Consider the following 24,607-nt stretch of genomic DNA (forward strand, 5'->3'; position numbering starts at 1 on the left):
AATCTCAAAATCAAAATGTTTAAAACAAGTCTTTTGTATTGTCAAAATTCAATTAATTTGGACCTTTTTTTTCGAAAAACACCAACAGATTATTTCAACTTTTAGCGCCTTTTAAAAGGGACTTTAACAATTAAGAATGTTATTGCAAAGTCCAATTAAATAACTTTATATTTGTTTTTTATAATTGTTAAAATCTAATAAATGCCTTTACTTTCTATAATTATTCCTGCTTACAATGAAGCTCCTACAATTCATTTAATACTTAATAAAGTTTTAGAAGTAACCCTTATAGAATCCATTGAAAAAGAAATTATAATTATAAATGACTGCTCGACAGACAATACCGAATCTTACATTTTAGATTACATTAAAAATCACTCTGAAACTAAAATAAAATATTACAAACACGAGAGCAACCAAGGAAAAGGTGCCGCTATACATACTGGTATTACAAACGCAACAGGCGATTATATCATTATACAAGACGCCGATTTAGAATACGATCCAGACGAATTCAACATCTTATTAAAACCAATAGTAGAAGGACATGCAGATGTTGTCTATGGATCTCGATTTATTGGCGGTAAACCCCATAGAATATTGTTTTTTTGGCACACCATCGGCAATCATTTTTTGACATTTATTTCAAATATGTTTAATAATTTAAATTTGACAGATATGGAAACCTGCTACAAATTATTTAGAAAAGAAATCATTAAAGACATTATTCTAAACGAAAAAAGATTTGGTTTTGAGCCTGAAATCACTGCTAAAATTGCCAAGATTAAAAACATACGACTCTATGAAGTTGGCATTTCATATTATGGTCGTACTTATGATGAAGGGAAGAAAATAGGTTGGAAAGATGGGTTTAGAGCCATTTACTGTATTTTAAAATATGGACTCTAATCATTAATTAGAAAATAAAATTCAAAGTAATATCAATAATGAAAAATACTTTTTTAAGTTCAACTACTCTTAGCCAGTTCAGCAGTATAAACAATTCGAACCTTTACAAATTTTTGTTTTTATTTATCTTGTTATTTTACTCCATAATTTTAAGTCAATATGGATTTGAAAACTGGGATTCTGGATTTATTCAAGGTTTTTGTTGGCGAGTACTTCAAGGCGAGCATCCTTACACAGATTTTTTATATATTAGACCACCAGCCTCAGTATATTTTCACTCTATTTTCATGAAAGTATTGCCTGTTGAAGGTCAATATTATTTTACCCGTGTTATTGGTTATTGGCTATTTGCACTTCAAGTCTATTTGACGGTTACAGGATTTGACAATATCTATAATCTAAAAAAAATAAACCTTAACAAATGGGCTATAATCATCGTTTGTTATATCATTTCTATCCATAATTTTTTTGCAAATCCATGGTACAATGTAGATGGAATCTTTTTTGCATCAGTCGCGTTTTATCTAATGTCGCGTTTTAAAACGCTTACTTTTTTTAATTTATTTTTAATTAGTTTTTTTTGTGTTTTTTCTGCATTAACCAAACAGTCCTTTTATTTTATCCCTATAATATTCTTCATTTGGATAGCATTAACTAAAAGCCGTCAACAAACTTTATATTTTTTATGCTCACTTTTAATATGGATTGCCACTTATATTTTATTTTTAAGATCTATTACTACATTAGATAATTATTTGTCACAAACCTCTGAACATACCAGACTTTCTGACTTAGCGCAAGTTGGAATTGAAATTTACATTAGGAGTTTTAACAATATCTACCTTTTAATTAGCTCAATAGTTATAGCATCTATACTTTTCTACTTTAAAACACCCGATATAAAGATCAACAGCAATACGATCTGTTCTTTTTTTAAATGGTTATCAATAACCACCTTCTTTTTCAGCCTAATGGCAATTCCATTTATGGATTTCAGAAAAATAAGTGTGATTTTCTTTAATGCAACTATTTATGCATTTATCTACAAAACAGCTTTTGATTTTCAAAAAATTAAGGGAAATTTTCCTTTAATAGTTCTCATTTGCATTTCTTGGTGTGTTGGTCTAAGCCTTGGTTATGCATTCCCAATATTATATGCTACTGGATTAATTTTGAGTTTTTACGTTCTAATGAGAGAAGATTTAATGATTCAAACGTATAAAAAAACGTATTCTATTGTTGTAATTGCGATATGTATTTATGCGTCCTTGTTAAATATTCACCAGTATCGCGAAAAAAACATCTTTCAACTTAATTATTCACTAGAAGAAATATCACCTAAATTAAAATACATAAAATCTGCAAAAGAAACCCTAGAAAAATACAGAGAACTTAAAATCCTTTCTAAGGAATATCCAAATTATACCGTAACTCCTAGTATTCCTTTATCACACTATTTGTTTGACACCAAAAATAGTGTTCCCGCAGAATGGTTAACTAATTTTGAAATAAATTACAAAACATCTGAATTTTTTGAACTTATAAAAAACAAAACCGATTATGTTTTTCTAGAAAAATCGTTTATAAAAGGCGAAATTTTAGATTCAAGTTTTGAAAAGAAAATGAGCTTTAGCAGTTTATCAATATATCTCTATTTTTATTCGAAGCCTATTACTGAAACCCAACATTTCATTGTTTATAAAAGCAGCGATATCAAAAATGTTTTCATAAGAAAATAGTTAAATTTAAATCACTGTATACCTAGAGACATCTAAATTCTCCAGTAATCAATCAAAATAAACTCTTTCGAAAATAAATTACCAAGACCAATAAATAAATAAGATTATCTAAAGCTTGAGCCATCACAATACCTTGAATCCCGAAAACGGTTATCAGATAATTACTTGCAAAATACAATACGGCAAGAGAAGTGATTTCAGAAAAAATGAAAGCTAACGTCAACTTTTTTGCCAAAAACTGAAATCCAAGAATCAAAAAAGCCACTTTGAATACATCTCCAATTAATTGCCAAAAAAACAAACTCGTTACAGGCAAAAATTCTTTCGTAAAAAGTAACTCTATAATAAAAACTCTCAAAAAATAAATGCTTAGTAATCCAATGATAAACAATGGTAAAATGCTTTTGTAATAAGACCAAAAAACTTTTTTAGTTTCTAAATTATTTTTCGCATTAGCTAATTTAGGAAAAAAATAAACCGTCAAAATAGTACTGGAAAACATCATATAATACGATGAAATTCGGGTTATAGTTTCCCAAAAACCAGCTTCATCAATTCCTATTTCTTTGATAACATTATTCCTAATCGCGATATAAACGATTGGCCCCAAAACAGAGGACACTAATGCCATAAGGGTATAGGATGATAAATTTATTACAATTTTAAAATCATACGATTGGTATCGAATAGTGCTAAAAAAAGGAATTTCTTTATTTATAAAATACGAAGTCACAAAAAACATCAAAGCTGGAGTGGTTACAATTGCCAACAAAGCGCCTAAAGTTGCATAGTTTAAAATTAAAACTAGTGATACCAGTAAACCCAAAACATTACCTAAAATAGTTATCCAAATAACTTTTTTAAATAGCCCCAATCCATTAATAACTGAAATCCAAAAAATAGAAATAACATACCAAGGTAAGGCCGCGCCTGCCACCTTAAAAACAACTTCATAATCATAATTATCCCCGAAAATTTTACTATTCCAATAAGAGGCAGAAAAAAACAAAAAACCACTTAATAGTAGAGCAACACCTAACAAAATAAGGAATACTGTTGAAAACAATTTATTTAAATGGGCCTTATCTTCTTTGTTTTCGGCAACATATTTCACAATTCCTGTTTGAAACCCTAAAGTTGAAATACTCTCTAAAGAGGATGAAAAATTCTTAAAATTCCCCACCAATGCCATTCCGGCTGGACCTACAAAAATAGCCAGTAATTTGGACGTAACGAGTCCAACACCTATTTTGATAATCACACTTAGGCTGTTCAACGTAGAAATTTTAAACAACTGTGTTTGGGTTATTTTTTTTATCAACTTCAAATTAGTACTGATTTAAAATTTCAATCACAAAGCTCACCTCATCATCCGTCAAAACAGGACTAATAGGCAAACTCAACACTTCGTTATGAATTTTTTCGGTGACAGGAAAAGATAAGTTATTCCAATTTTCGAATGCTTTTTGTTGGTGTGGAGGAATTGGATAATGAATCATAGTTTGAATTCCTTTATCCAATAAAAACTGCTGCAATTCATTTCTGTTTTTGGTGCGAATAACAAACAAATGAAAAACATGATTGTTAGATTGCTTCGTTTCTCGCAATGACACATTTGGTAGAATGATTTTATCATTTTTTATTTCGGTCAAATAGCGATTGGCAATCGCTTTCCGAATCGAATTTTCCTGATCTAAATTGGGCAATTTCACATTCAAGAAAGCCGCTTGCAATTCATCCAACCTCGAATTGACGCCAATATATTCAATGTGATATTTAATTTCCGAACCGTAATTTCTCAATATTCGAATGGTCTTTGCCAATTCCGAATCGTTTGTTACAACTGCACCTCCGTCTCCCAAAGCACCTAAATTTTTTCCAGGATAAAAACTATAAGCTGCTACCAAATTAGGAGTTGCAATTTGTGTATTCTGTGTTTCCGGAAACGAGGACTGAACACTACTTTCTGAACACTGAACACTAAATTTTGCCCCATGGGATTGAGCCGCATCTTCAACCACTAGTAAATTATTTGCTTTAGCAACTTCATTTATTGCATCCATTTCAGCTAATTGACCATAAAGATGCACTGCTAAAATTGCCTTGGTTTTAGATGAAATTTTTACTGTAATTAAATCCGGATCAATATTGTAAGTTTCCAACTTTGGCTCGACCAAAACTGGAACCAAATCAGCTTCTACAATGGCTAAAATACTTGCAATATAGGTATTTGCAGGAACGATTACTTCATCTCCTTTTCGCAATTTCCCCAACTGAATGTAGGCTTTAAAGATCAATACTAAAGCATCAAAACCATTACCAACACCAATACAGTATTTTGCATCACAATAATTGGCGAAATTATTTTCGAATACGGAGACTTCATTACCTAAAATATACCAACCTTTTTCTAAAACCGCATTCAATTTTTCTTGAAAAGCGATTTCATAAGGTTCATTTATTTTTTTTAAATCTAGGAATTGTATCATTGAGCGATGTGACTGTTTTATTTTTTATCCAAAGTTATTCTTTTTGATTGAACCACTATCAAAATGTTTTATTTTGAAAATTGGCAAGTAAATTCAATTCTTTGATCTATTGATGTAATTGGTAATGCTTTCTATTTTATCAACAAATTCTTGATTTGACGGAAAAAAAGCACTGATATTTTTAGGCAATTCTTTGTTTAAAGTATACGTAGCAATACCAATCGGTTTGTTAATATCTTGTAATGCAAACTCTACAGTAGTTCTATTTTTAGATTTGCAAATAATAATTCCAATGCTAGGTTTTTCGTGTTTTTTCTTGACTAATTTATTCAAAGTCGAAAGATAAAAATTCATTTTCCCTGCCATTTCTGGTTTAAATTCATCAATTTTTAAATCAATTGCTACTAAGCATTGAAGTTCTCTATGAAAAAGTAATAAATCTATTTCGAATGTTTTATCATCGTATTTTATTGGAAATTGATTCCCAATAAATGAAAAATCACCACCTAATTCAATCAAAAAATTTCGAATATTTGATAAAATTGCTTGTTCCAATTGCGCTTCCGAATAAGGTTCCGATAGATTTAAAAAATCAAACAGATACTCGTCTTTAATAATTATATCCGCATTATTTGCACTACTTATTTCTAATGTTTCCGAAAAATTGGTTTGACTTAAAACTGTATTTTGATAATGATTATTGTCGATTGCATTGACTAATAAAGTTTTTGACCACTGGAATTTTTTGGTCATATTGATATAATAAAACCTTTCGTGTTCGTCCTTGCACTTCTCCAAAATGAGAATATTATGCGTCCATGGAATTTCTGCAACCAATGGTTGCAGAATTAGAGAACTTGTGTAATATTGTTCATATAAATTTCTCATATACCACAAGTTACGAGCAGAAAAACCATTTATTCCCACAAATTCTTTTTGCAATTCGGCTGCTAAAATTTCGACAATTCCTTTGCCCCAACCATATTGCTGCTGTCTTTCGAGAATTGTTTTACCAATATTCCAATACAATTGAATCTGCTCCACATTCACTTTTTGCAAAGCACGATATTGAGCTTCTTTTATTTGGGTTTTTATTTCCTGAACAAAATGGATATGATTTGACTCTAACATACTTTAATTTTATAGTTTGATCAATTTTGAACAATTATATTTTGAATAAACATTTAAACTGCTTTGAGTCACATAATAACTAAAACCGAATTCAATTTTTCTTGAAAAGCGATTTCATAAGGTTCATTTATTTTCTTTAAATCAAGGAATTGTATCATAATATAACAGTATGTAACAAGCTATAATTAACAGTTTCAACTTCATAAAAATCATGTACAATCGTACTAGCACCAAAACTTTCTTTCCAATAGGATAAGCCATTATTCAAATTTCGGCCTTGGTTTTCATTGGAAATACCAAAATCAAAAAACCGTTTATTTTTAAAAACCTCAGTAATTAAATGATGAAATAAAAAATCAATTCCTCCGAGGTCATTCACATCATCTTTTCCTGAAATATATTGGCAATGAGCCACATTATCAGTTTCGAAAATTGTAGTTCCTGCTACAATAATTCCATTTTCATAAACGTTAAACTGTCGGATATTTTTTGGAAATAACTTTTTCAGCTTCGTGATTTCTTGTAAACTATGAACGGGCGTCGCTTGGTGTTTTTGAGCTAAATTGGGGGTCAAAATTCCCATCCAAAATTCCTCAAAATCAGCCACTTCTTTAACTATCAAATGATTTTTCATTCCGTTCCGAATCCCTCTGTTTCTAATTTTAGAAAAAGTAAACGGTTTTGACATATCAATAACTGCCAGTGTGTCTCTTCTAATTAATTGAGCTTTCACCAAAAACAGGGCGTAATTCAATTCTTCCGCTGGTTTTTGATGATAAATAGAAGGCGTCAGTTTTATCTGCAATTTTCCCATTTTGTTTTCATTCAAAAAAGCCATAATGGCTTTAAAAATCGCAATAACCGAAGACAATTTCAATTTATCAGCATAAACTAATCCACCATAACTCAACCCTTGATGCGAAAAAACTTCATTTTCGACATTGTTTGCTGGAAGAACAGCTACCCATTTATCCTCATCTAAAACAACAATCGAATAATCCTGAAATCGATCCTTGTGATAATCCATAAAATCACGATGAAACAAAAAAGTTGCATTTTTGGCTTTGCCAATAAAAGCATTCCAATTTTCAGAATCGTTTTCTTGATATCGTTTTACAGAATAATTTTTCACTTGTATGGTTTAGAATGTGTGAAATTAAGCATTTTTTATTAAGATTCGAAATGGAAAAAACAATTCGTCAATCGTCAATTTGATACAAATTAAACAATATAACATTTGTAACTTTGACTACATTTAACTTTTTTATTAAAAATGAAACGGATTTTTCAAAAAATAGTTTTAGGATTTAGTTTACTTATTTTCAACTCCTTTTTCGGACAGGATATTTCGTTGCTCAAACAATTTAACGGAAGATATGACTTTATTTTATTTGGAAATACGCTAAATCCAGATGAAAATACATTCCAAATATTCCCTACAATTTTCACTTCTTCCTCTGCAGTATTAAATTTGAATCCTGATGATGTTATTGAAAAGGCCTATTTATATTGGGCCGGAAGCGGAACTGGAGATTTTGATATCAAACTAAATGGTCAAACAATTAATCCTGAAAGAACTTTTAGTTTTCAAAGACAATTATCCAATGTGAACTACGATTATTTCAGTGCTTTTAAAGACATTACGACTCAAATCCAATCCATTGGTAGTGCAACCTACATCTTATCCTATCTCGATGTTACCCCATTTTTATATTCCCATTTTAATATTAGAACTAATTTTGCTGGATGGGCTATAATTATTATCTATAAAAATGAAAACCTATCCCTTAATCAATTGAATGTTTATGATGGATTGCAAGCGGTTCCTAACGAAGTAAATATCACTTTAAATAGCTTGAATGTTATTGACAATAAAGAGGCTGAAATTGCTTTTCTAGCTTGGGAAGGCGACGTTGGAATTGCGGTAAATGAAACCGTAAGAATTAATGGAAATCCTATTAGTAATCCACCATTAAACCCAATAGATAATGCATTTAACGGAACAAATAGTTTTACGAATTCCAACACATTATATAATATGGATTTGGATGTGTATCCAATTCAAAACAATATCAAAATTGGAGACACTGCTGCACAAATTCAGCTCACTTCTGGACAAGATTTTGTTATGATTAATGCCATTGTAACCAAGTTAAACAGTCAATTACCCGATGCAACTATTAGTGCCAACAACATAAGTTCCAGCTGCGATTCAAGAGCAATTGCTGTTGATTATACCGTTTCTAATATGAATTCTACGAGTATTTTACCAACAAATACACCAATTTCAATATATATTAATTCCGTTTTTTATAAAACCATATTCACTCAAACCAGCATTCCAATTAACGGAAGTGAAAAAAGTCAAACTACTATAGACGTTCCGACTTCAATTTCAGATCCTTTTGAATTGAAATTTGTTGTTGACGACGATGTAACTGGTGCTGGAATAGTTGCTGAGATTAATGAAAATAATAATGATTTTAAATTAAATGTTGCTTTATTAAAATCGCCATTATTCAATTCATTACAAGACAAAGAAGTTTGCAATGAAGGTTTATCAAAAGGGACTTTCGACTTTTCGGATTATGAAGCAGTAGTAAAAGTAAATGCAACTGATACAGTTCGTTTTTATGAAACTATTGAAAATGCTCAAAATGAAATAAATCCTATATTTAATACTTCGAATTTCATTGTTCAAACTACTCCAAAAACAATTTATACCCGAATTGATAATACGCATTGTTCCAGTGTCACAACATTTAAATTAACAACTACAAATTGCCCTCCAGTAGTTCATAATTATATATCAGCAAATAACGATTTTAGAAACGACACTTTTCATGTAGATGGTTTAAAAAATGTTTTTCCAAATTACAAAATCTCCATTTACAACAGATGGGGCACCTTAGTTTGGACCGGAAATAACACTTCAGAAGAATGGGATGGATATGCTAACAAAGGCCTTCGTTTCGACACTAAAAAACTTCCAACAGGAACCTATTTTTATACAATTGACTTGAATGATCCCGATTATAACGAAGCGCTTTCAGGATATTTATTTTTGAAGCAATAGTTTTTTAAACTATCCTACATCCACTAAGTATCATTATATTTGTACCTTAATTTTTGAATAACGACACTCTTGAAACAAATCACTTCTATACAAAATCCATTTATAAAATCATTAGTTCTTTTACAAGAAAAAGCAAAAGCTCGAAAACAATCGGGCACTTTTTTGATTGAAGGTAAAAGAGAAATAGAAATTGCAATTAAAGGCGGTTACCAAATCGAAACGATTCTATTTTTACCTGAATTTATTTCAGAAAATGAAATTCAAAGTTTTGTAAAAAATGCTGATTTAATCGAAATATCGAAAGATGTCTATCAAAAACTAGCGTATCGCGATACCACCGAAGGAATTTTAGCTGTAGCCAAAACAAAATCATTGGAATTATCCGATTTGAAATTATCCCAAAACCCCTTAATTCTCATTGCCGAAGCACCAGAAAAGCCAGGAAACATTGGAGCTTTACTTCGAACTGCCGATGCTGCCAATCTAGATGCAGTGATTATTGCCAATCCAAAAAGTGATTTATACAATCCAAATATTGTTCGCTCCAGCGTGGGTTGTTTGTTTACAAGACAAATCGCAACTGGAACTACTGCTGAAATTATTGCTTTTTTGAAAGAACGAAAAATCAATATTTATTGTGCCACTTTGCAAAACTCAACTTCATACCACACCCAAGATTACACCAATCCAACAGCGCTAGTCGTAGGCACAGAAGCCACTGGCTTGACTGAAGATTGGCGAAATGCAGCTACGCAAAATATCATTATCCCCATGCAAGGCGAAATCGACAGCATGAACGTTTCGGTTGCTGCTGCCATTTTGATTTTTGAAGCCAAAAGACAAAGAGGGTTCTAATTGTAGATTGTAGACTGAAGATTTCAGATTGGCAAAATTAAATAAAAACGAAAATGAAAAAATTAATTATTTTATTTTTACTCTTACTCACTTTTAATTCTTTCGCACAAATAAGCGAAAAACAAGTCGATGAATTAGTAGAAAACACACTAAAAAGTTTCAATGTTCCTGGAATAGCTGTAGCAATTGTAAAAGACGGAAAAATTGTGCTTGCTAAAGGATATGGTGTGAAATCTACCAAAACTAATGAAAAAGTAGACGCGAACACCTTGTTTGGCATTGCTTCCAACAGCAAAGCATTTACCTCTGCAGCCATAGCAATGCTTGTTGATGAAGGCAAAATCAACTGGGATAACAAAGTAATTCAATACATTCCTGAATTTAAAATGTATAATGACTACGTCACTAACGAATTTACCATTCGGGATTTGCTTACTCATAAAAGTGGACTAGGACTTGGCGCTGGTGATTTGATGATTTGGCCCGACGGAAGTGATTTCGTACCTAAAGATATTATTCAAAACATACAGTATTTAAAACCTGTTTCAGGATTTAGAACCCAATATGATTACGATAATTTACTGTATATTATTGCTGGCGAAGTGATTGCGAAAGTAAGCGGATTATCCTGGAGCGATTTTATCGAAAATCGAATCATGAAACCATTAGAAATGAATAACAGTGCTGCGAGTTTCATTCGACTCAAAGACACCTCAAATGTGATTGTACCTCATGTGCCAACTGAGGGAAAACTCAAAATAATCAAACGCTATACCAATCAAACATTCGATGCAGCAGCAGGAATTTACTCGAGTGTAAATGACTTGAGCAAATGGATGATTATGCAATTGCAACATGGAAAATACGGCTCAGAAAAACAAAATAAATTGTTTTCAGAAAAGGAACAAAATGAAATGTGGCAGTTACAAACCATCATTCCCACTACATCTAGAGCGCCATACAACACCCATTTCAACGGATACGGTTTAGGTTGGTTTTTAAGTGATGTAAAAGGCTATAAACAAGTAACCCATACTGGAGGACTGGAGGGAATTGTTACACAAACGACCCTGTTTCCAGAACTTAATTTAGGGATTGTTGTATTAACTAATCAACAATCTGGAGCTGCTTTTACTGCCATTACAAATACTATAAAAGACAGCTATCTTAATATTCCGTATACTAATTATGTCGAATTGTATAGCAAACGGGAAAAAGATAATATCAATGATGCCGATAAATCGACTTCAGAAGTATGGGCCGCTGTCGACAAAAACCAAAAAGACAAACTAAAAATCGATCATAAAAAATATTTAGGTTCGTATATTGATAACTGGTTTGGCGAAATTATACTTTCAGAAAAAAAGGGGAAATTATTTTTTAAAGCGACTCGATCTCCGCAATTAGCAGGAGAAGTTTTATTTTACAAAGACACTACTTTTGTCGTAAAATGGGATAATCGCAGCTTTAACGCCGATGCTTTCTTGTTTTTTGAATTGGACGAAAAAGGAAATTCGAGTGCCCTAAAAATGAAAGCCATTTCTAAATTAACTGATTTTAGTTATGATTTTCATGATTTAAACTTTATTAAGAAAATAAATAGTGGTTTCTCTAATTAATATCCAAATTCTAGACTTGTTTTTCTCATTCCTTATCCCTAATTTTAAAGATTGAACCTTTCCTTTATGATAGAAATAGATTTCGAAAAAGAAAACAAGGCTATTGCCCAAGAATACAAAGAGTTACTGCGAATTAGTTACCAAACTTTGTCTCCCGAAGACAAAAAACTAATTCGGAAAGCTTTTGATGTTGCCATGGATGCACATAAAGACCAGCGAAGAAAATCTGGTGAAGCCTATTTTTTCCATCCTATTGCTGTAGCAAAAATAGTTGCTTCAGAAATTGGACTGGGAGCCACTTCTATTGCCGCAGCATTATTACATGATGTTGTCGAAGACACCCCAATTACTATAGAAGAAATCGACAATCTTTTTGGTCCAAAAATAGCACAACTTGTTGAAGGATTAACAAAGATCTCTAAAGTTCAAAAGGAAATGGATGCCTCATTGCAAGCAGAAAATTTCCGAAAAATGTTACTGACACTCAACGATGATGTGCGTGTAATTCTTATAAAAATTGCCGATCGTTTGCACAATATGCAAACGTTGGACAATATGGAAAACCACAAACAAATTAAAATAGCATCAGAAACATTATATATTTATGCTCCGTTAGCACATAGATTAGGACTTTATAAAATTAAAAACAAATTAGAAGATCTAGGTTTAAAATATACGGAACCCTACATCTATACTGATATTGTAAGCAAATTAAAAGAAACAAAAGAAGAGCAAGATTCCTATATAAAAGATATTTCCCAAGTTCTTAAAGCCGCATTAGATGAGGAAAAAATAGATTATATCATAAAAGGAAGGCCAAAATCTATCTATTCTATTTATCGAAAAATGAAAACTCAAGGAGTTGGCATTGATGAAGTATATGACAAATTCGCTTTACGAATAGTTTATAAATCCAATCAACATGAAGAAAAGTTCTTGGCTTGGAAAATATATTCAATAGTAACAGATCATTACAGACCAAGTCCAAGTCGCTTGCGTGATTGGATTTCTTCCCCAAAAACAACGGGTTACGAAGCTTTGCACATAACTGTTATGGGACCAAAAGGACGATGGGTCGAGGTACAAGTACGAAGTGAACGAATGGACGAAATTGCCGAAAAAGGTTATGCAGCTCATTACAAATACAAACAAGGAGGAACTGAAGACAGCGGATTAGATTTATGGCTTAATTTACTGAAAGAAGCCTTAGAAAATTCGGAGACAAATGCAGTAGATTTTGTTGAAGATTTCAAAATGAATTTATATTCAAAGGAAATTTTTGTATTTACGCCAAAAGGGGAAATAAAATCATTACCAAAAGGGGCTACTTCACTCGATTTTGCATTTTGCATTCACTCTGAAGTAGGAATTCGAACTAGAGGAACGCGTGTCAATGGTAGATTAGTGCCTTTAAATCACGAATTAAAAAGCGGCGATCAAGTAGAAGTAATCACCTCACAATATCAAAAACCAACCGTCAACTGGCTGGATTATGTTACCACTTCCAGAGCGAAAAATAAAATAAAAAATGTACTTAACGAAAACACCAAAAAAATAGCCGAAGAAGGAAAAGAAATTCTAACGCGAAAATTAAAACACTTAAAGATTACGCTTAGCGAATCAGTAGTCAATGAATTAGTCAATTTTTTTAAACTAAAAACAAGTTTAGACTTATTTTATAGAATGGGAATTGGCGCGATTGAAAATCAACAATTGAAAGATTATGTTGCTCAAAAAAACAACACTTTTATCAATTTTTTCAAAAACAAAATCAAACGTTCCTCCAGCACAACTACTACAGAAATTCACAAACAAGTCACAAATGGAAATTATGATTTACTTGTTTTTGGCGCTGAACAAGATAAATTAGATTACAAATTATCTAGTTGTTGCAATCCTATTCCTGGCGATGATGTTTTTGGTTTTATAACCATAAATGAAGGAATAAAAGTACACAAAAGTGATTGTCCTAATGCAATAAGTTTACAATCAAATTATGCCTATCGAATTATGCAAGCGAAATGGATTGATTCAACCCAGCAAGAATTCAAAGCAGTTTTACATATCACTGGAATGGATACCTTGGGACTTACCAATAAAATCACGAAAGTAATTTCAAGTAATATGAATGTAAATATTCAAAGTATTTCCTTGAGCGGTGAGGCTGGACTTTTTAAAGGACAAATAGCCGTAATTGTTCAAAACAACACTATTTTGAAAAAAATGATGGATAACATCAAAAAAATCGATGGTGTTGATAAAGTATCCCGAGAATATAAAAATTAAAAAAAGAGAATAACTATCCCAAGTTTTGTGATTAAAGATTAAACTTTTAAACTCTTAAACTTCTAAACTAAAAAATATAATTTATCTTTGCCAGATATGACACAAATTGCATCAGATAATAGTAAAAATCAAGAAATTGTAAAAAACGTTTTTACAATGTATCTTGAGAATCACGGACACCGCAAAACGCCTGAGCGTTATGCTATACTCCAAGAAATTTATGATAGCGAAGAACATTTTGATATTGAGAATTTGTATATCAAAATGAAAAATAAAAACTATCGTGTAAGTCGTGCAACATTATACAATACAATTGAACTTTTATTAGAATCTGCCTTAGTTCGAAAGCATCAATTTGGTCAAAATCAAGCACACTACGAAAAATCCTATTTTGACAAACAGCATGATCATGTGATTATGACTGATACTGGTGAAGTTTTCGAATTTTGCGATCCCAGAATTCAAACAATCAAGCAAACAATAGAAGAAATATTTGATATTAATATAACAAATCACTCCTTATATTTTTACGGAACAAAAAAAGAAAAATAACAAACACAATCATATAACTACAAATAACTTATAGAATGACCGCAGATTTATTATTAGGATTACAATGGGGAGATGAAGGAAAAGGAAAAATAGTTGACGTTCTTACTTCGAAATATGATATTATTGCTCGTTTTCAAGGGGGTCCAAATGCAGGACACACTTTAGAATTTGACGGCATCAAACACGTTTTGAGAACAATCCCTTCTGGAATTTTTCATAAAACTGCGATTAATATTATTGGAAATGGTGTAGTTATTGATCCTGTAGTTTTTCAAAAAGAATTAGAAGGATTGGCGAAATTTAATTTAGATATAAAAAGTAAATTAATCATTTCTAGAAAAGCACATTTAATTTTACCAACACATCGTATGCTTGATGCAGCATCTGAAGCGTCTAAAGGTAAAGCAAAAATTGGTTCTACGTTAAAAGGCATTGGCCCAACCTACATGGATAAAACTGGTAGAAACGGTTTGCGTGTTGGCGATATCGAATTGGAAGATTTCAAAGAAAGATACCGAGCATTAGCTGACAAACACGAAGCAATGATTGCATTTTATAATGTAAACATTCAATACGATTTACCAGAAATGGAAAAAGAATTCTTTGAAGCCATAGAAGAATTGAAAAAATTAGATTTTATTGACAGTGAAGAATACATGTACCAAGCTCAAAAAGCTGGTAAATCTATATTATGCGAAGGTGCTCAAGGTTCATTATTGGATGTTGATTTCGGAACCTATCCATTTGTAACTTCTTCAAACACTACTGCCGCAGGAGCTTGTACTGGTTTAGGTATTGCCCCAAATAAAATCAAAGATGTGTATGGAATCTTCAAAGCCTATGTAACACGTGTAGGAAGCGGACCTTTCCCAACAGAACTTTTTGATGAAGATGGCGCTACTATGGCAAGAGTAGGAAATGAATTTGGATCTGTAACCGGAAGACAAAGACGTTGTGGCTGGCTGGATTTAGTAGCACTAAAATATGCTATTCAAATCAATGGTGTAACCCAATTAATGATGATGAAAGGAGATGTGCTTTCAGGATTTCCAACATTGAAAGTATGTACAGAATACAATTATAAAGGAGAAAACATTGCTCACTTCCCATACAACATCGAACCTGAAAATGTAACTCCAGTTTATAAAGAGTTCAAGGGTTGGGAAGCGGATTTGACTGGAATGACGACTTATGAGGAGTTGCCAATCGAATTAAAAGAATATATTGAATATATTGAAAAGGAAGTTGAAGTTCCTATCAAAATTGTTTCTGTTGGACCAGACAGAAAACAAACTATCTTAAAATAATATCTTAACGTCCCGAAACATCGGGACGTTTTTTTTTATACAACTTTACACTATAGATTCAATTTCACAAATCTGATACGTTGATAAAAACTCAGCAGTTAGTATTTTTAACCGCAGATTCGCAGATTTATAATAATCTGCGGTTAATATTTTAGAATCTTTATAAAAATACTTATATTAAATTACAATAAAACTAAATTCAAGCTTTTCAAATGAAAAATCCAAAAATAAAAATCCAAAAAACCGAATTGCTTTCAGACAATTGGTATTTATTGAATAAAGTTACTTTCGATTATCAAAAAGAAGACAATTCTTGGATCACCCAAAAACGTGAAGTCTATGACCGAGGGAATGGAGCTGCCATATTTTTATACAACACCTCACAAAAAACCATTATTTTAACGCGTCAGTTTCGATTGCCATCCTACCTCAACGGCAACGAAACAGGAATGATGATCGAAGTTTGCGCGGGACTTTTAGACAAAGATCAACCCGAACAATGCATCATCCGCGAAACTGAAGAAGAAACGGGCTACCGCATTCCACAGGTTAAAAAAATCATGGAAACCTATATGTCACCAGGCGCAATTACAGAGATTTTACATTTATTTATTGGAGAGTATGACGCATCCATGAAAGTAAGTGAAGGTGGCGGACTAGAACACGAGCAAGAAAACATCGAAGTTATCGAAATGTCTTTTGATGATGCTTATGACATGATAGCAACAGGAGAAATAAAAGATGCAAAAACGGTAACTTTGTTGCAATATGCCAAAATAAATAATTTGGTTGGAAATTAAACCTAAACATATAAGTCATATAAGTATCTTTTGCTTATATGACTTATATGTTTAAAAATAACTTCTATTTATTTGGTTGAGGAGTTGTTCTTAAATAGTATTTAATGTATTTAAATCCTTTTGGAAATTTAGTTGGAATTTCGCTATCCGGAATGGCTGGTGAAATAACCACATCTTCTCCTTCTTTCCAGTTTGCTGGTGTTGCCACGCTATAATTGGCTGTCAATTGTAAACTATCAATCACCCGCAACAACTCGTCAAAATTTCGACCTGTAGAGGCAGGATAAGTCAACGTCAATTTTATTTTCTTATCAGCTCCGATAATAAATACGGATCGCACTGTAAATTTATCATTGGCATTTGGATGAATCATGTCATACAAAGTAGCTACTTTTTGGTCTTCGTCTGCAATAATTGGAAAATTCACCGTCGTTCCTTGCGTTTCATTGATGTCTTTTATCCATTCTAGATGGGATTTTAATCCATCGACGCTTAATGCAATTACTTTGGTATTGCGTTTTACAAATTCTGGATAATAATTGGCAACTGTACCCAATTCGGTAGTACAAACTGGCGTGAAATCTGCTGGATGTGAAAATAAAACACCCCAAGAATCACCCAACCATTCGTGAAAATGAATCTTACCCAATGTTGTTTCTGCTTCAAAATCTGGAGCTATATCTCCCAGTCGTAGTGTGGCCATTTTTAGTTCTTTTTAAAATTTATCTAAAGTTACTTAAAATAAAACCATTGAGGGATTTGATGCTTATAAAAATTTATTAAAAAATTAAAATCTATTTGATAAAAGGGTATTGCAAAACAAAATACCGATGTTCGAAATCTCCCCACTTTGTACCAATTACTAGATGCTGATTTAAATTTTATGCTTTTTATTTGTGTTAGCTGATTATTAGAATGGCTATCATGCTGGGAGACTTCGAGCTACTAGAACAATTCATTTCATTTCCGCTTTTTTTTAATACTTCGCAGAGAAAAACACTTAAAACCAAATTAATTTAACTTCATAAAAAAAGAGGATCTAAAATCCTCTTGATATTTATTCTAACCTCTAAACTATATCTCCTTATGTTTTAACGTCATCTAATCGGTTCTGTCCTACACAGACTTCATTGTACTACTTTCAGACGCAACGCATCCTAAGCTGTTGGTAAAAGCTGCTTTACAAAATGCTATTTGAATATTCCTCAGCTGTCATAATTGGAATTGTAGCATTCTTAAAGTCTTTTCCGTTTCTAGTTATTATTATTGAGCAGTTAGATTGCAAAGCAGAAAAATATTGAACAGCATCTTCAAAATCTTTGAAACTCGAATTCAGTGCTTTATCAATTGTTTCTTCATTAACCTCACAAATCTCACAGATTATCTTAAACTTTCGAAGTTTATTCAAAACAGATTCGGATGTTTCATATTTATTTAAAACGTAATTTATTGTCGTGAATGAAAGAGGTGAGACAATTATACTAAGTTTTTTTTGATCTGCCAAGGTAGCAACTTTAGCAATGGAATCAAAAAAAGGATCTCTTTCTCCCAACAAATCTAAAATTACGTTAGTATCTAAAAAAAGTCTGCTCATTTGTATTTTTGTTCTAAATAATCAGCACGATCTTTTTTATAATCATAATCAGCTGGAATTTTAGTACCTGAAGAAAGACTTTTTACAAACGGTGAAATTTGAAAGTCATCATTAGTCTTGTCTGAAGTCAAAGAATTAAGATAATTTTCTATAAGTCGAGACAAGCTTACTTTTTTTTCAGCTGCATACTGTTTCGCTTTTTCAATGATCTCTTGATCAAGCTTCAAAGTCAGTTTAGTATCCATAACATATAATTATTTATACGTACAAATATATAAATTTCGAACGTAACAATCACAGGTTTCAAATTTATTTTGGGATTACTATCATCCTTTTTCTGATTTGAGATGGCTGGAAGTTCGAAACCGCTCAATTTTCGGCATAACGAAAATTTGATGCGGAACGATAATTCCACTAAATTCCAGCTATATCAAAGGCTGTTAGCGGCTGCTGTTGTTGTTTTCATTCGTTGTTTGTAATAATAATTTTAGTAAGTTAATTGTTAGTGGCGGTTCTTCTTTGTGTAGCATTGAATGACAATTTTGACAAACTGGAATTAAGTCGTTTATTGGGTCAACCTGATATGCTTTTCCGATTTGTGAAACTGGCGTTAAATGATGAACTTGTATAAAACCTTTTCCGATTTCTCCATACGATTTTTCAAATTCGAAACTGCAAACCACACAAATTGCTTTCCAATGTTTCACACAAAGTTGTCTTGCTTTTGAGTTTCTTTCGTAGGAATTTACAATTATTGTTCGCTTAATTCCTTCAAAAAGTTCTGCGGTATATTCTTCTGAAATTTCTTCTGGATAAATTTCTTCGCCTGTCAAATCGATTTCGATTAATTCTTCGATTATCTCAGGTCATAATTGCCAAATAAATTTATTTCCTTCATCCCAACCGTTAAAAAATAAATCCCAAAACTTATATTTTTCAGTATTTCATACCGTGAAATTAATATCGTAAAATTCTGCAATCCTCTTCGCGTATCGTCCGATTTCAAGATTTAGTAATGGCTGAGTGGTTTCTAAAATCAATGCAATTTGGCTTGCATAAGCTTTATGGTCTTGAAAAGAGTACAAACTTTGAAAAATTGCTAAATCGAGTTCGTTTGTCAGTTTTTTATTTTGAAGGATTTCAGTCCATTCTAAACTGTTCAGCTCAGATGATTTTGCAAAAATGTCTTTTCTTATTATTGATTTTTCTTCTTGATTTTTTTCGTTAAACGGATTGGCTTTTGTTACTTCAACATCGATTTTCATTTGATTGCCAATAATCCATAAAAAAGAATGAGCGTCTAATAAAGTTGTATTATTGTCTTTTGTTTTTAAAAATTCTCTTGTTTGTTTAATTATGTTGATGTAAGTCGAATAATTTTCCCAAGAAAGATTATGACTTGTTTTAAAATCAGCAATTCCAAAAATTCCAATAATTTCAAAAATTTCGTCAAATTTTGTTTGAGAAATTGGCATAAACTGATTTCTGTCTTTTATAAAAACAAATAAGCTATAAATTGATAACTTAATTTTTCGTCAATAAACACTTCAAAAGCCGATTGATTTGAAATCTTGCTTTTAAATAAATAAAACCACAACCACTTTCGCAATTGTGGCATTTTCAAATTATCTAATTTTGAAGTTTTCTTCCCTCCATTTTTTGGTTTCTCAAAACCTGTTCTGAAATCGCTTTTTCTTTTTTATCAAAGACACTATTTCTGTGATTAAATTAATTATACGAATTCAAAAACCTCACTTTCATGATTTTGGACCATTTATAAGTATTCGGAATATTTAGCGTACAACCAAGTACTTAAAAAAATATTATTTTTCTTTTTTTACCTTAATAATCAATACCTTACATTAATTTGATATATATTTACAAGGCAATTCCAATAAACAAAATAATAAATATTTTTATTTTTTTTACCCTCAATAATTATTTTAAACATTTAAATCTTTATTTTATGAAAAAAACTTTGCTACATCTTGCAGTATTTATTATCACAGTGAATGCTATCCTTGCACAGACAAAAACCATCAAAACCGACATTCCAATTTTAGACCGTGAGTTATTCTTTGGAAATCCAGAATTTGTTGGTGGTAAATTAAGTCCTGATGGAAAATACATATCCTTTATGAAGGAATATGAGGGCATTATGAATATTTGGGTAAAAAAATTCGATGAACCTTTTGGGAATGCTAGGCCACTTACGAATAGCAAACGTCCAATGCAAGGCTATTTCTGGTCAGAAGACGGTAAATACATCCTTTATGTCAAAGATGAAAATGGCGATGAAAACATAAATATCTTTGCTGTTGATCCAATGGCAACAGCTGAATCAAGCAAAGTTCCAGCATCTCGAAACCTTACTCCACTAAAAGGAATTGCTGCAAAAATAAATTTAGTAAGTAAGAAAAACCCAGATTTAATAATCGTATCATTAAACGATAGAGATAAAGCTTGGCACGATTTATATGAGCTAAAAATTGCTACAGGAGAACTTACTAAGATTTATGAAAATAAGGATAGAGTTACAGGCTTTGACTTTGATTGGGACGAAAATTTAAGAGTAGTATCTAAAACTGACGAAAAGGGAAATACAATAATGTACAAAAAAGAAGGCGAATCCTTAACTCAAATATACGAAACATCAGTTTCAGAACAAGCTTACATTACTAGTTGGACGCCTGATAACAAACAAATCTACATAGTAAGCAATAAAGGAGATTTAAATCTTTCTACTTTACTTTTAATGAATTTAGACACTCAAAAAATCACTAAAATAGAAAGTGATCCTAAAAACAAAGTTGATTTTGGCGGACTTAATACAAGTGATTTAACACACGAAATTATTTCTACTTCCTATACCGATGACAAAACTACCTATTATTGGAAAGACAAAAAATGGGAAGCAAGTTATACCTATTTACAATCAAAATTTCCAGGGAGAGAAATAACTTTTCAGAGTTTGACAAAAGATGAAAAGAAATTATTGGTAGCAATTTCGGGAGATAAATATGCCTCAGAATTATACTTTTTTAATATTGATACTAAAGAATTGCTTTTGCAATATGTATCAAGACCAGCATTAAAAAAAGTAGAACAATATTTGGCAGCAATGACTCCAATAAAATATAAAAGTAGTGATGGCGTAGAAATTTCAGGCTATTTAACTCTTCCTGTTGGTTCAAGTGGAAAGAATTTACCAGTAATAATGTTTATTCATGGTGGACCAAAGGGACCTAGAGATAATTGGGGCTATAATTCATATGCTCAATTTTTGGCAAATCGAGGCTATGCTGTTTTGCAACCCAATTTTAGAGCAAGTGGAGGTTATGGTAAAAAATTCCTGAATGCAGGTGATTTACAATGGGGGAAATTAATGCAAGATGACATTACTTGGGGCGTAAAATATTTAATTGCTCAAGGAATTGCAAACAAAGATAAAGTTGCCATTATGGGCGGGAGTTATGGTGGTTATGCAACTTTAGCTGGTTTAGCCTTTACCCCAGACGTATATGCTTGTGGTGTTGATATTGTTGGCCCTAGTAATCTTTTCACACTTTTAGAATCGATACCTGCTTATTGGGAAGCAGGAAGAGCTAGTCTCTATGCAATGGTTGGCGATCCAAAAACAGAAGAAGGCAAAAAAAGAATGGAGGAGGCAAGTCCGTTGTTTAGTGCTGATAAAATTGTAAAACCATTATTGATAATCCAAGGGGCAAATGACCCTAGAGTTAAAAAAGCAGAAGCTGATCAAATTGTTATTGCTTTGAGAGACAAAGGAAAAAAAGTTTCCTACCTAATGGCAGATGACGAAGGCCACGGCTTTAGAAAGCCCGTTAACAATATGGCAATGTTTGCTGAAACAGAAAAATTTTTGGCAGGAATTCTTGGCGGAAAATATCAAAAAGAGATGCCTGAAAATGTTGCCAACCGATTAAAAGAAATTACAGTTGACATTTCGAAAGTTACCTACGAGCCTAAAAAATAAAATGTTTTAGAAATAATAAATCAACTCAATTAATCAAATCACTCTCAAAAAATTGAGCTTGGAATTTTAAAAACAAAACTGAATAACAAACCGCATATTCGCAGATTCTCTACTAGAAATCTGTGAATTTGCGGCGTATAGTTTATTCAAGTAAAAAAAGCTTCTTTATTCCAATTCTACCTTAACATGATAGTCTTTAGAACTCAAGATGGATTCGATTGATCCAAAAGTCGCTACGCTTTTTTGGTATTCTTTTTCTTTTTTCAGAGCCAATTGCCTCACTCCATGTTGAAAACGGCTTACTTCTTTGAGATTGTTCAGAATTAAACCTGGAACCATTGCTTTTTTTCCGTCATCGCCTATGGCAACCATAGTGAAATAGGAGGAATTACAATGTTTTACGGCTCCTGTTCGAATATTTTCAGCTTCAACACGAATCCCTACAATCATGGAACTATGTCCAACATAATTCACACTCGCTTTCATCGTAACTAATTCGCCAACTTCAATAGGTTTTAAGAAGTTAACAGTATCAACGGAAGCAGTTACACAATAATTTTCAGAAAATCGAGAAGCACAAGCAAAGGCAATTTGATCTAATAAGGACAAGATAAATCCACCGTGAATTTTACCACTAAAATTAGTGTGTGAAGGCAACATCAATTCCGAAATACTAATATGGGAGGATTTTACTGTTTTGAATCGGGTTTTCATTTATTTTTATTAAGATTTTTAAAAGCACTAAATTAGTTTATTGTCGCCAAGTCTATGAAATTTATTTTAGGCGATTCGCATAAAGAGCAACAATAGTCTTCAGGTAAATCTTTGAATAATACCTCTTTTGGAATCCCTTGAACCACATCTCCAAATTCAGAATTATAAAGTGTTAAACATTCAGGACATTGATGAACATCTTGTTTTTTAACTTCTTTTTTTACTGTAGTTGCACTTTCCTCAGCCACTGAAGTACCTAATTCATTAAAATATTTCTTGCTCAATTCAATCAAAATATTCGGCAGTTCGAGCTTATCTACATCTTGAGTATGAACAATGTATTCCTTGGAATTGGGGTCAAAGTTTTTGGCATATAAAACATTATAGGTTGCTCTAATCTTAATGGATTCTAATTCTTTTGGAGTGTCATTTTTTTCAATTACAATCGATGTAAAATAATGCCCATCTCTGTTGTATTCCGAAAGCCCAAAAGTAAGTCCATAAGTACTAATGTCAAATTGATCTAAAGTTCTAACCAAAAAGGTTTTCAAATTTAAGGCCCATTCTTCGGCTACAGGCAAATGCCAGTTTAATTCTAATAAGGAATGGCGGACATTGATCCCTCTTTTTCCTAAAAATTTTTCCCAATCTAATTTTCTTTCCTTAGGAATTCCTTTGACAACAAATGATTTCCATGGTGTGATACAAATTTTTCCGATTTTGCATTCAAAACATAAATCACACATCTCTTTTAGAAAATCTAAATCATATAAATTATTTCTCCAATATAATCCTAACCAATATTGATCAATACCCAATCTATTCATTCCTTCATAATACGGAAACGGGTAGAATGGAACATTTAAGGGCTTGTCGATAGTTCTATTATTTGTATCTAATTCGTCGTTAACCAGTTGAAAAATCATCTCGGCAGAATCAGGCTCTTCTTTTAGAATATTTTCAATAGCGTAATAGACTTCGGCTATATTCCAACTGTAAATCAAAACGGGATAGACTTCCATTTTATCCCATTTTGGCAAACGGATATAAACATACCAATAATCCTCATGATGGGAAGCTATAAAGTTAATATGCCCTGTAAACAAAGGAACCAATTCTTGATTTGGATCGGTGATATTTACTTTTAATTTGGGTTGTTCTTTAAATTGTTCTAAGACATACAAAAATTTATTTCCTGTAAGCCAAGAAGAATTTCTAAAAATATCTGTCGAAACATAGGACGAAACAATATTATTTCCGCTTTTTTCATTTGGAAACACAAAGTGATGTTTCCCCATTTTTTCCTTATCAATGGCTTTAAACCCTTTTGGGAAAATAATATCCTGTCTTGAGCCAAATGAAATAGATTCGAGTCCTTGTTCCATACTCATGGCAACAATTTCCTTTAATTCACCTGGTGAAATCACGCCTCCTTTTACTATTAATCGAGTTAATTCCATGTTATTTAGATTTTAGAATTTAGAATTCTGATTTTAGATTTCAGTTCTAAACTGATCACTTAAAACTGAACACTGATCA

At 31.9% G+C, this 24,607-nt stretch carries 21 protein-coding genes; 10 read left to right on the forward strand and 11 right to left on the reverse strand.

All coding sequences use genetic code 11. The annotated features are described in order from the left end of the window. The first annotated feature begins 201 nt into the window (after positions 1-201). Both E0F76_RS11905 and E0F76_RS11910 read left to right on the forward strand, forming a co-directional pair. A complete protein-coding gene (locus tag E0F76_RS11905) occupies positions 202-909 on the forward strand; it encodes a glycosyltransferase family 2 protein (RefSeq protein WP_132006122.1) in 708 nt (235 codons plus the stop codon). A 38-nt stretch (positions 910-947) separates the two neighbouring features. Then, positions 948-2,648: a hypothetical protein gene (locus tag E0F76_RS11910; protein WP_132006125.1), complete on the forward strand. Its 1,701-nt coding sequence runs from the start codon at positions 948-950 to the stop codon at positions 2,646-2,648. A gap of 52 nt (positions 2,649-2,700) precedes the next feature. Here E0F76_RS11910 and E0F76_RS11915 read toward each other — a convergent pair whose 3' ends face one another. The 4 genes from E0F76_RS11915 to E0F76_RS11930 all read right to left on the reverse strand — a co-directional run bounded on the left by E0F76_RS11915 (position 2,701) and on the right by E0F76_RS11930 (position 7,400). Next, the gene (locus tag E0F76_RS11915) at positions 2,701-3,975 is read right to left on the reverse strand and encodes an O-antigen translocase (protein WP_132006128.1); all 1,275 of its coding nucleotides are present in this window, start codon (positions 3,973-3,975) and stop codon (positions 2,701-2,703) included. Between the two features lies 1 nt (position 3,976). Further along, positions 3,977-5,137, reverse strand: a complete 1,161-nt coding sequence (locus E0F76_RS11920) for a DegT/DnrJ/EryC1/StrS family aminotransferase (RefSeq protein ID WP_132006131.1) — start codon at positions 5,135-5,137, stop codon at positions 3,977-3,979. 93 nt (positions 5,138-5,230) lie between these two features. After that, positions 5,231-6,268, reverse strand: coding sequence for a PDDEXK nuclease domain-containing protein (locus tag E0F76_RS11925; RefSeq protein WP_132006134.1), 1,038 nt, complete (start codon positions 6,266-6,268; stop codon positions 5,231-5,233). A 154-nt stretch (positions 6,269-6,422) separates the two neighbouring features. After that, positions 6,423-7,400 (reverse strand): GNAT family N-acetyltransferase, encoded by a 978-nt coding sequence (locus tag E0F76_RS11930; protein ID WP_132006137.1) that lies wholly within the window; start codon positions 7,398-7,400, stop codon positions 6,423-6,425. Positions 7,401-7,541: 141 nt separating this feature from the next. Between E0F76_RS11930 and E0F76_RS11935 the strand changes: the two genes are divergently transcribed. The 7 genes from E0F76_RS11935 (at position 7,542) to nudK (ending at position 16,763) form a co-directional block, all read left to right on the forward strand. Continuing rightward, positions 7,542-9,344 carry a gliding motility-associated C-terminal domain-containing protein gene (locus tag E0F76_RS11935; protein WP_132006140.1) on the forward strand — a complete coding sequence of 601 codons (1,803 nt, stop codon included), beginning with the start codon at positions 7,542-7,544 and terminating at the stop codon, positions 9,342-9,344. Positions 9,345-9,413: 69 nt separating this feature from the next. Then, positions 9,414-10,199: a TrmH family RNA methyltransferase gene (locus tag E0F76_RS11940; RefSeq protein ID WP_132006143.1), complete on the forward strand. Its 786-nt coding sequence runs from the start codon at positions 9,414-9,416 to the stop codon at positions 10,197-10,199. A 53-nt stretch (positions 10,200-10,252) separates the two neighbouring features. Further along, positions 10,253-11,818 carry a serine hydrolase gene (locus E0F76_RS11945; protein ID WP_132006146.1) on the forward strand — a complete coding sequence of 522 codons (1,566 nt, stop codon included), beginning with the start codon at positions 10,253-10,255 and terminating at the stop codon, positions 11,816-11,818. Between the two features lie 66 nt (positions 11,819-11,884). Continuing rightward, entirely contained in the window at positions 11,885-14,104 is a 2,220-nt protein-coding gene (locus tag E0F76_RS11950; protein WP_132006149.1) for a RelA/SpoT family protein, read from the forward strand. Positions 14,105-14,200: 96 nt separating this feature from the next. Next, positions 14,201-14,656: a Fur family transcriptional regulator gene (locus E0F76_RS11955; protein ID WP_132006152.1), complete on the forward strand. Its 456-nt coding sequence runs from the start codon at positions 14,201-14,203 to the stop codon at positions 14,654-14,656. A gap of 35 nt (positions 14,657-14,691) precedes the next feature. Next, entirely contained in the window at positions 14,692-15,963 is a 1,272-nt protein-coding gene (locus tag E0F76_RS11960) for an adenylosuccinate synthase (protein ID WP_132006155.1), read from the forward strand. 212 nt (positions 15,964-16,175) lie between these two features. Further along, the gene (nudK, locus tag E0F76_RS11965; protein WP_132006158.1) at positions 16,176-16,763 is read left to right on the forward strand and encodes a GDP-mannose pyrophosphatase NudK; all 588 of its coding nucleotides are present in this window, start codon (positions 16,176-16,178) and stop codon (positions 16,761-16,763) included. Positions 16,764-16,827: 64 nt separating this feature from the next. On the opposite strand, the gene E0F76_RS11970 is transcribed toward nudK, so the two are convergent. The 5 genes from E0F76_RS11970 to E0F76_RS11995 all read right to left on the reverse strand — a co-directional run bounded on the left by E0F76_RS11970 (position 16,828) and on the right by E0F76_RS11995 (position 19,832). Then, positions 16,828-17,466, reverse strand: coding sequence for a peroxiredoxin (locus tag E0F76_RS11970; RefSeq protein WP_132006161.1), 639 nt, complete (start codon positions 17,464-17,466; stop codon positions 16,828-16,830). 477 nt (positions 17,467-17,943) lie between these two features. Further along, complete coding sequence (locus tag E0F76_RS11975; protein WP_132006164.1) at positions 17,944-18,357, reverse strand: type II toxin-antitoxin system VapC family toxin; 414 nt, start codon at positions 18,355-18,357, stop codon at positions 17,944-17,946. Continuing rightward, positions 18,354-18,602, reverse strand: coding sequence for a DUF6364 family protein (locus E0F76_RS11980; RefSeq protein ID WP_132006167.1), 249 nt, complete (start codon positions 18,600-18,602; stop codon positions 18,354-18,356). Before E0F76_RS11980 ends, E0F76_RS11975 begins: the two co-directional genes overlap by 4 nt. Before the next feature lie 195 nt (positions 18,603-18,797). Beyond that, the gene (locus tag E0F76_RS11990; protein WP_165932692.1) at positions 18,798-19,190 is read right to left on the reverse strand and encodes an HNH endonuclease; all 393 of its coding nucleotides are present in this window, start codon (positions 19,188-19,190) and stop codon (positions 18,798-18,800) included. Positions 19,191-19,301: 111 nt separating this feature from the next. Then, complete coding sequence (locus E0F76_RS11995) at positions 19,302-19,832, reverse strand: hypothetical protein (RefSeq protein ID WP_132006176.1); 531 nt, start codon at positions 19,830-19,832, stop codon at positions 19,302-19,304. 491 nt (positions 19,833-20,323) lie between these two features. Here E0F76_RS11995 and E0F76_RS12000 point away from each other — a divergent pair, with 491 nt between their 5' ends. Then, the gene (locus E0F76_RS12000; protein ID WP_132006179.1) at positions 20,324-22,354 is read left to right on the forward strand and encodes a S9 family peptidase; all 2,031 of its coding nucleotides are present in this window, start codon (positions 20,324-20,326) and stop codon (positions 22,352-22,354) included. A 165-nt stretch (positions 22,355-22,519) separates the two neighbouring features. Here E0F76_RS12000 and E0F76_RS12005 read toward each other — a convergent pair whose 3' ends face one another. Then, positions 22,520-23,068: an acyl-CoA thioesterase gene (locus E0F76_RS12005; RefSeq protein ID WP_132006182.1), complete on the reverse strand. Its 549-nt coding sequence runs from the start codon at positions 23,066-23,068 to the stop codon at positions 22,520-22,522. A 32-nt stretch (positions 23,069-23,100) separates the two neighbouring features. Beyond that, positions 23,101-24,528: a rubredoxin gene (locus tag E0F76_RS12010; protein WP_132006185.1), complete on the reverse strand. Its 1,428-nt coding sequence runs from the start codon at positions 24,526-24,528 to the stop codon at positions 23,101-23,103. Between the last annotated feature and the right edge of the window lie 79 nt (positions 24,529-24,607).

It is taken from the genome of Flavobacterium cellulosilyticum, assembly GCF_004349355.1.
GTDB lineage: Bacteria > Bacteroidota > Bacteroidia > Flavobacteriales > Flavobacteriaceae > Flavobacterium > Flavobacterium cellulosilyticum.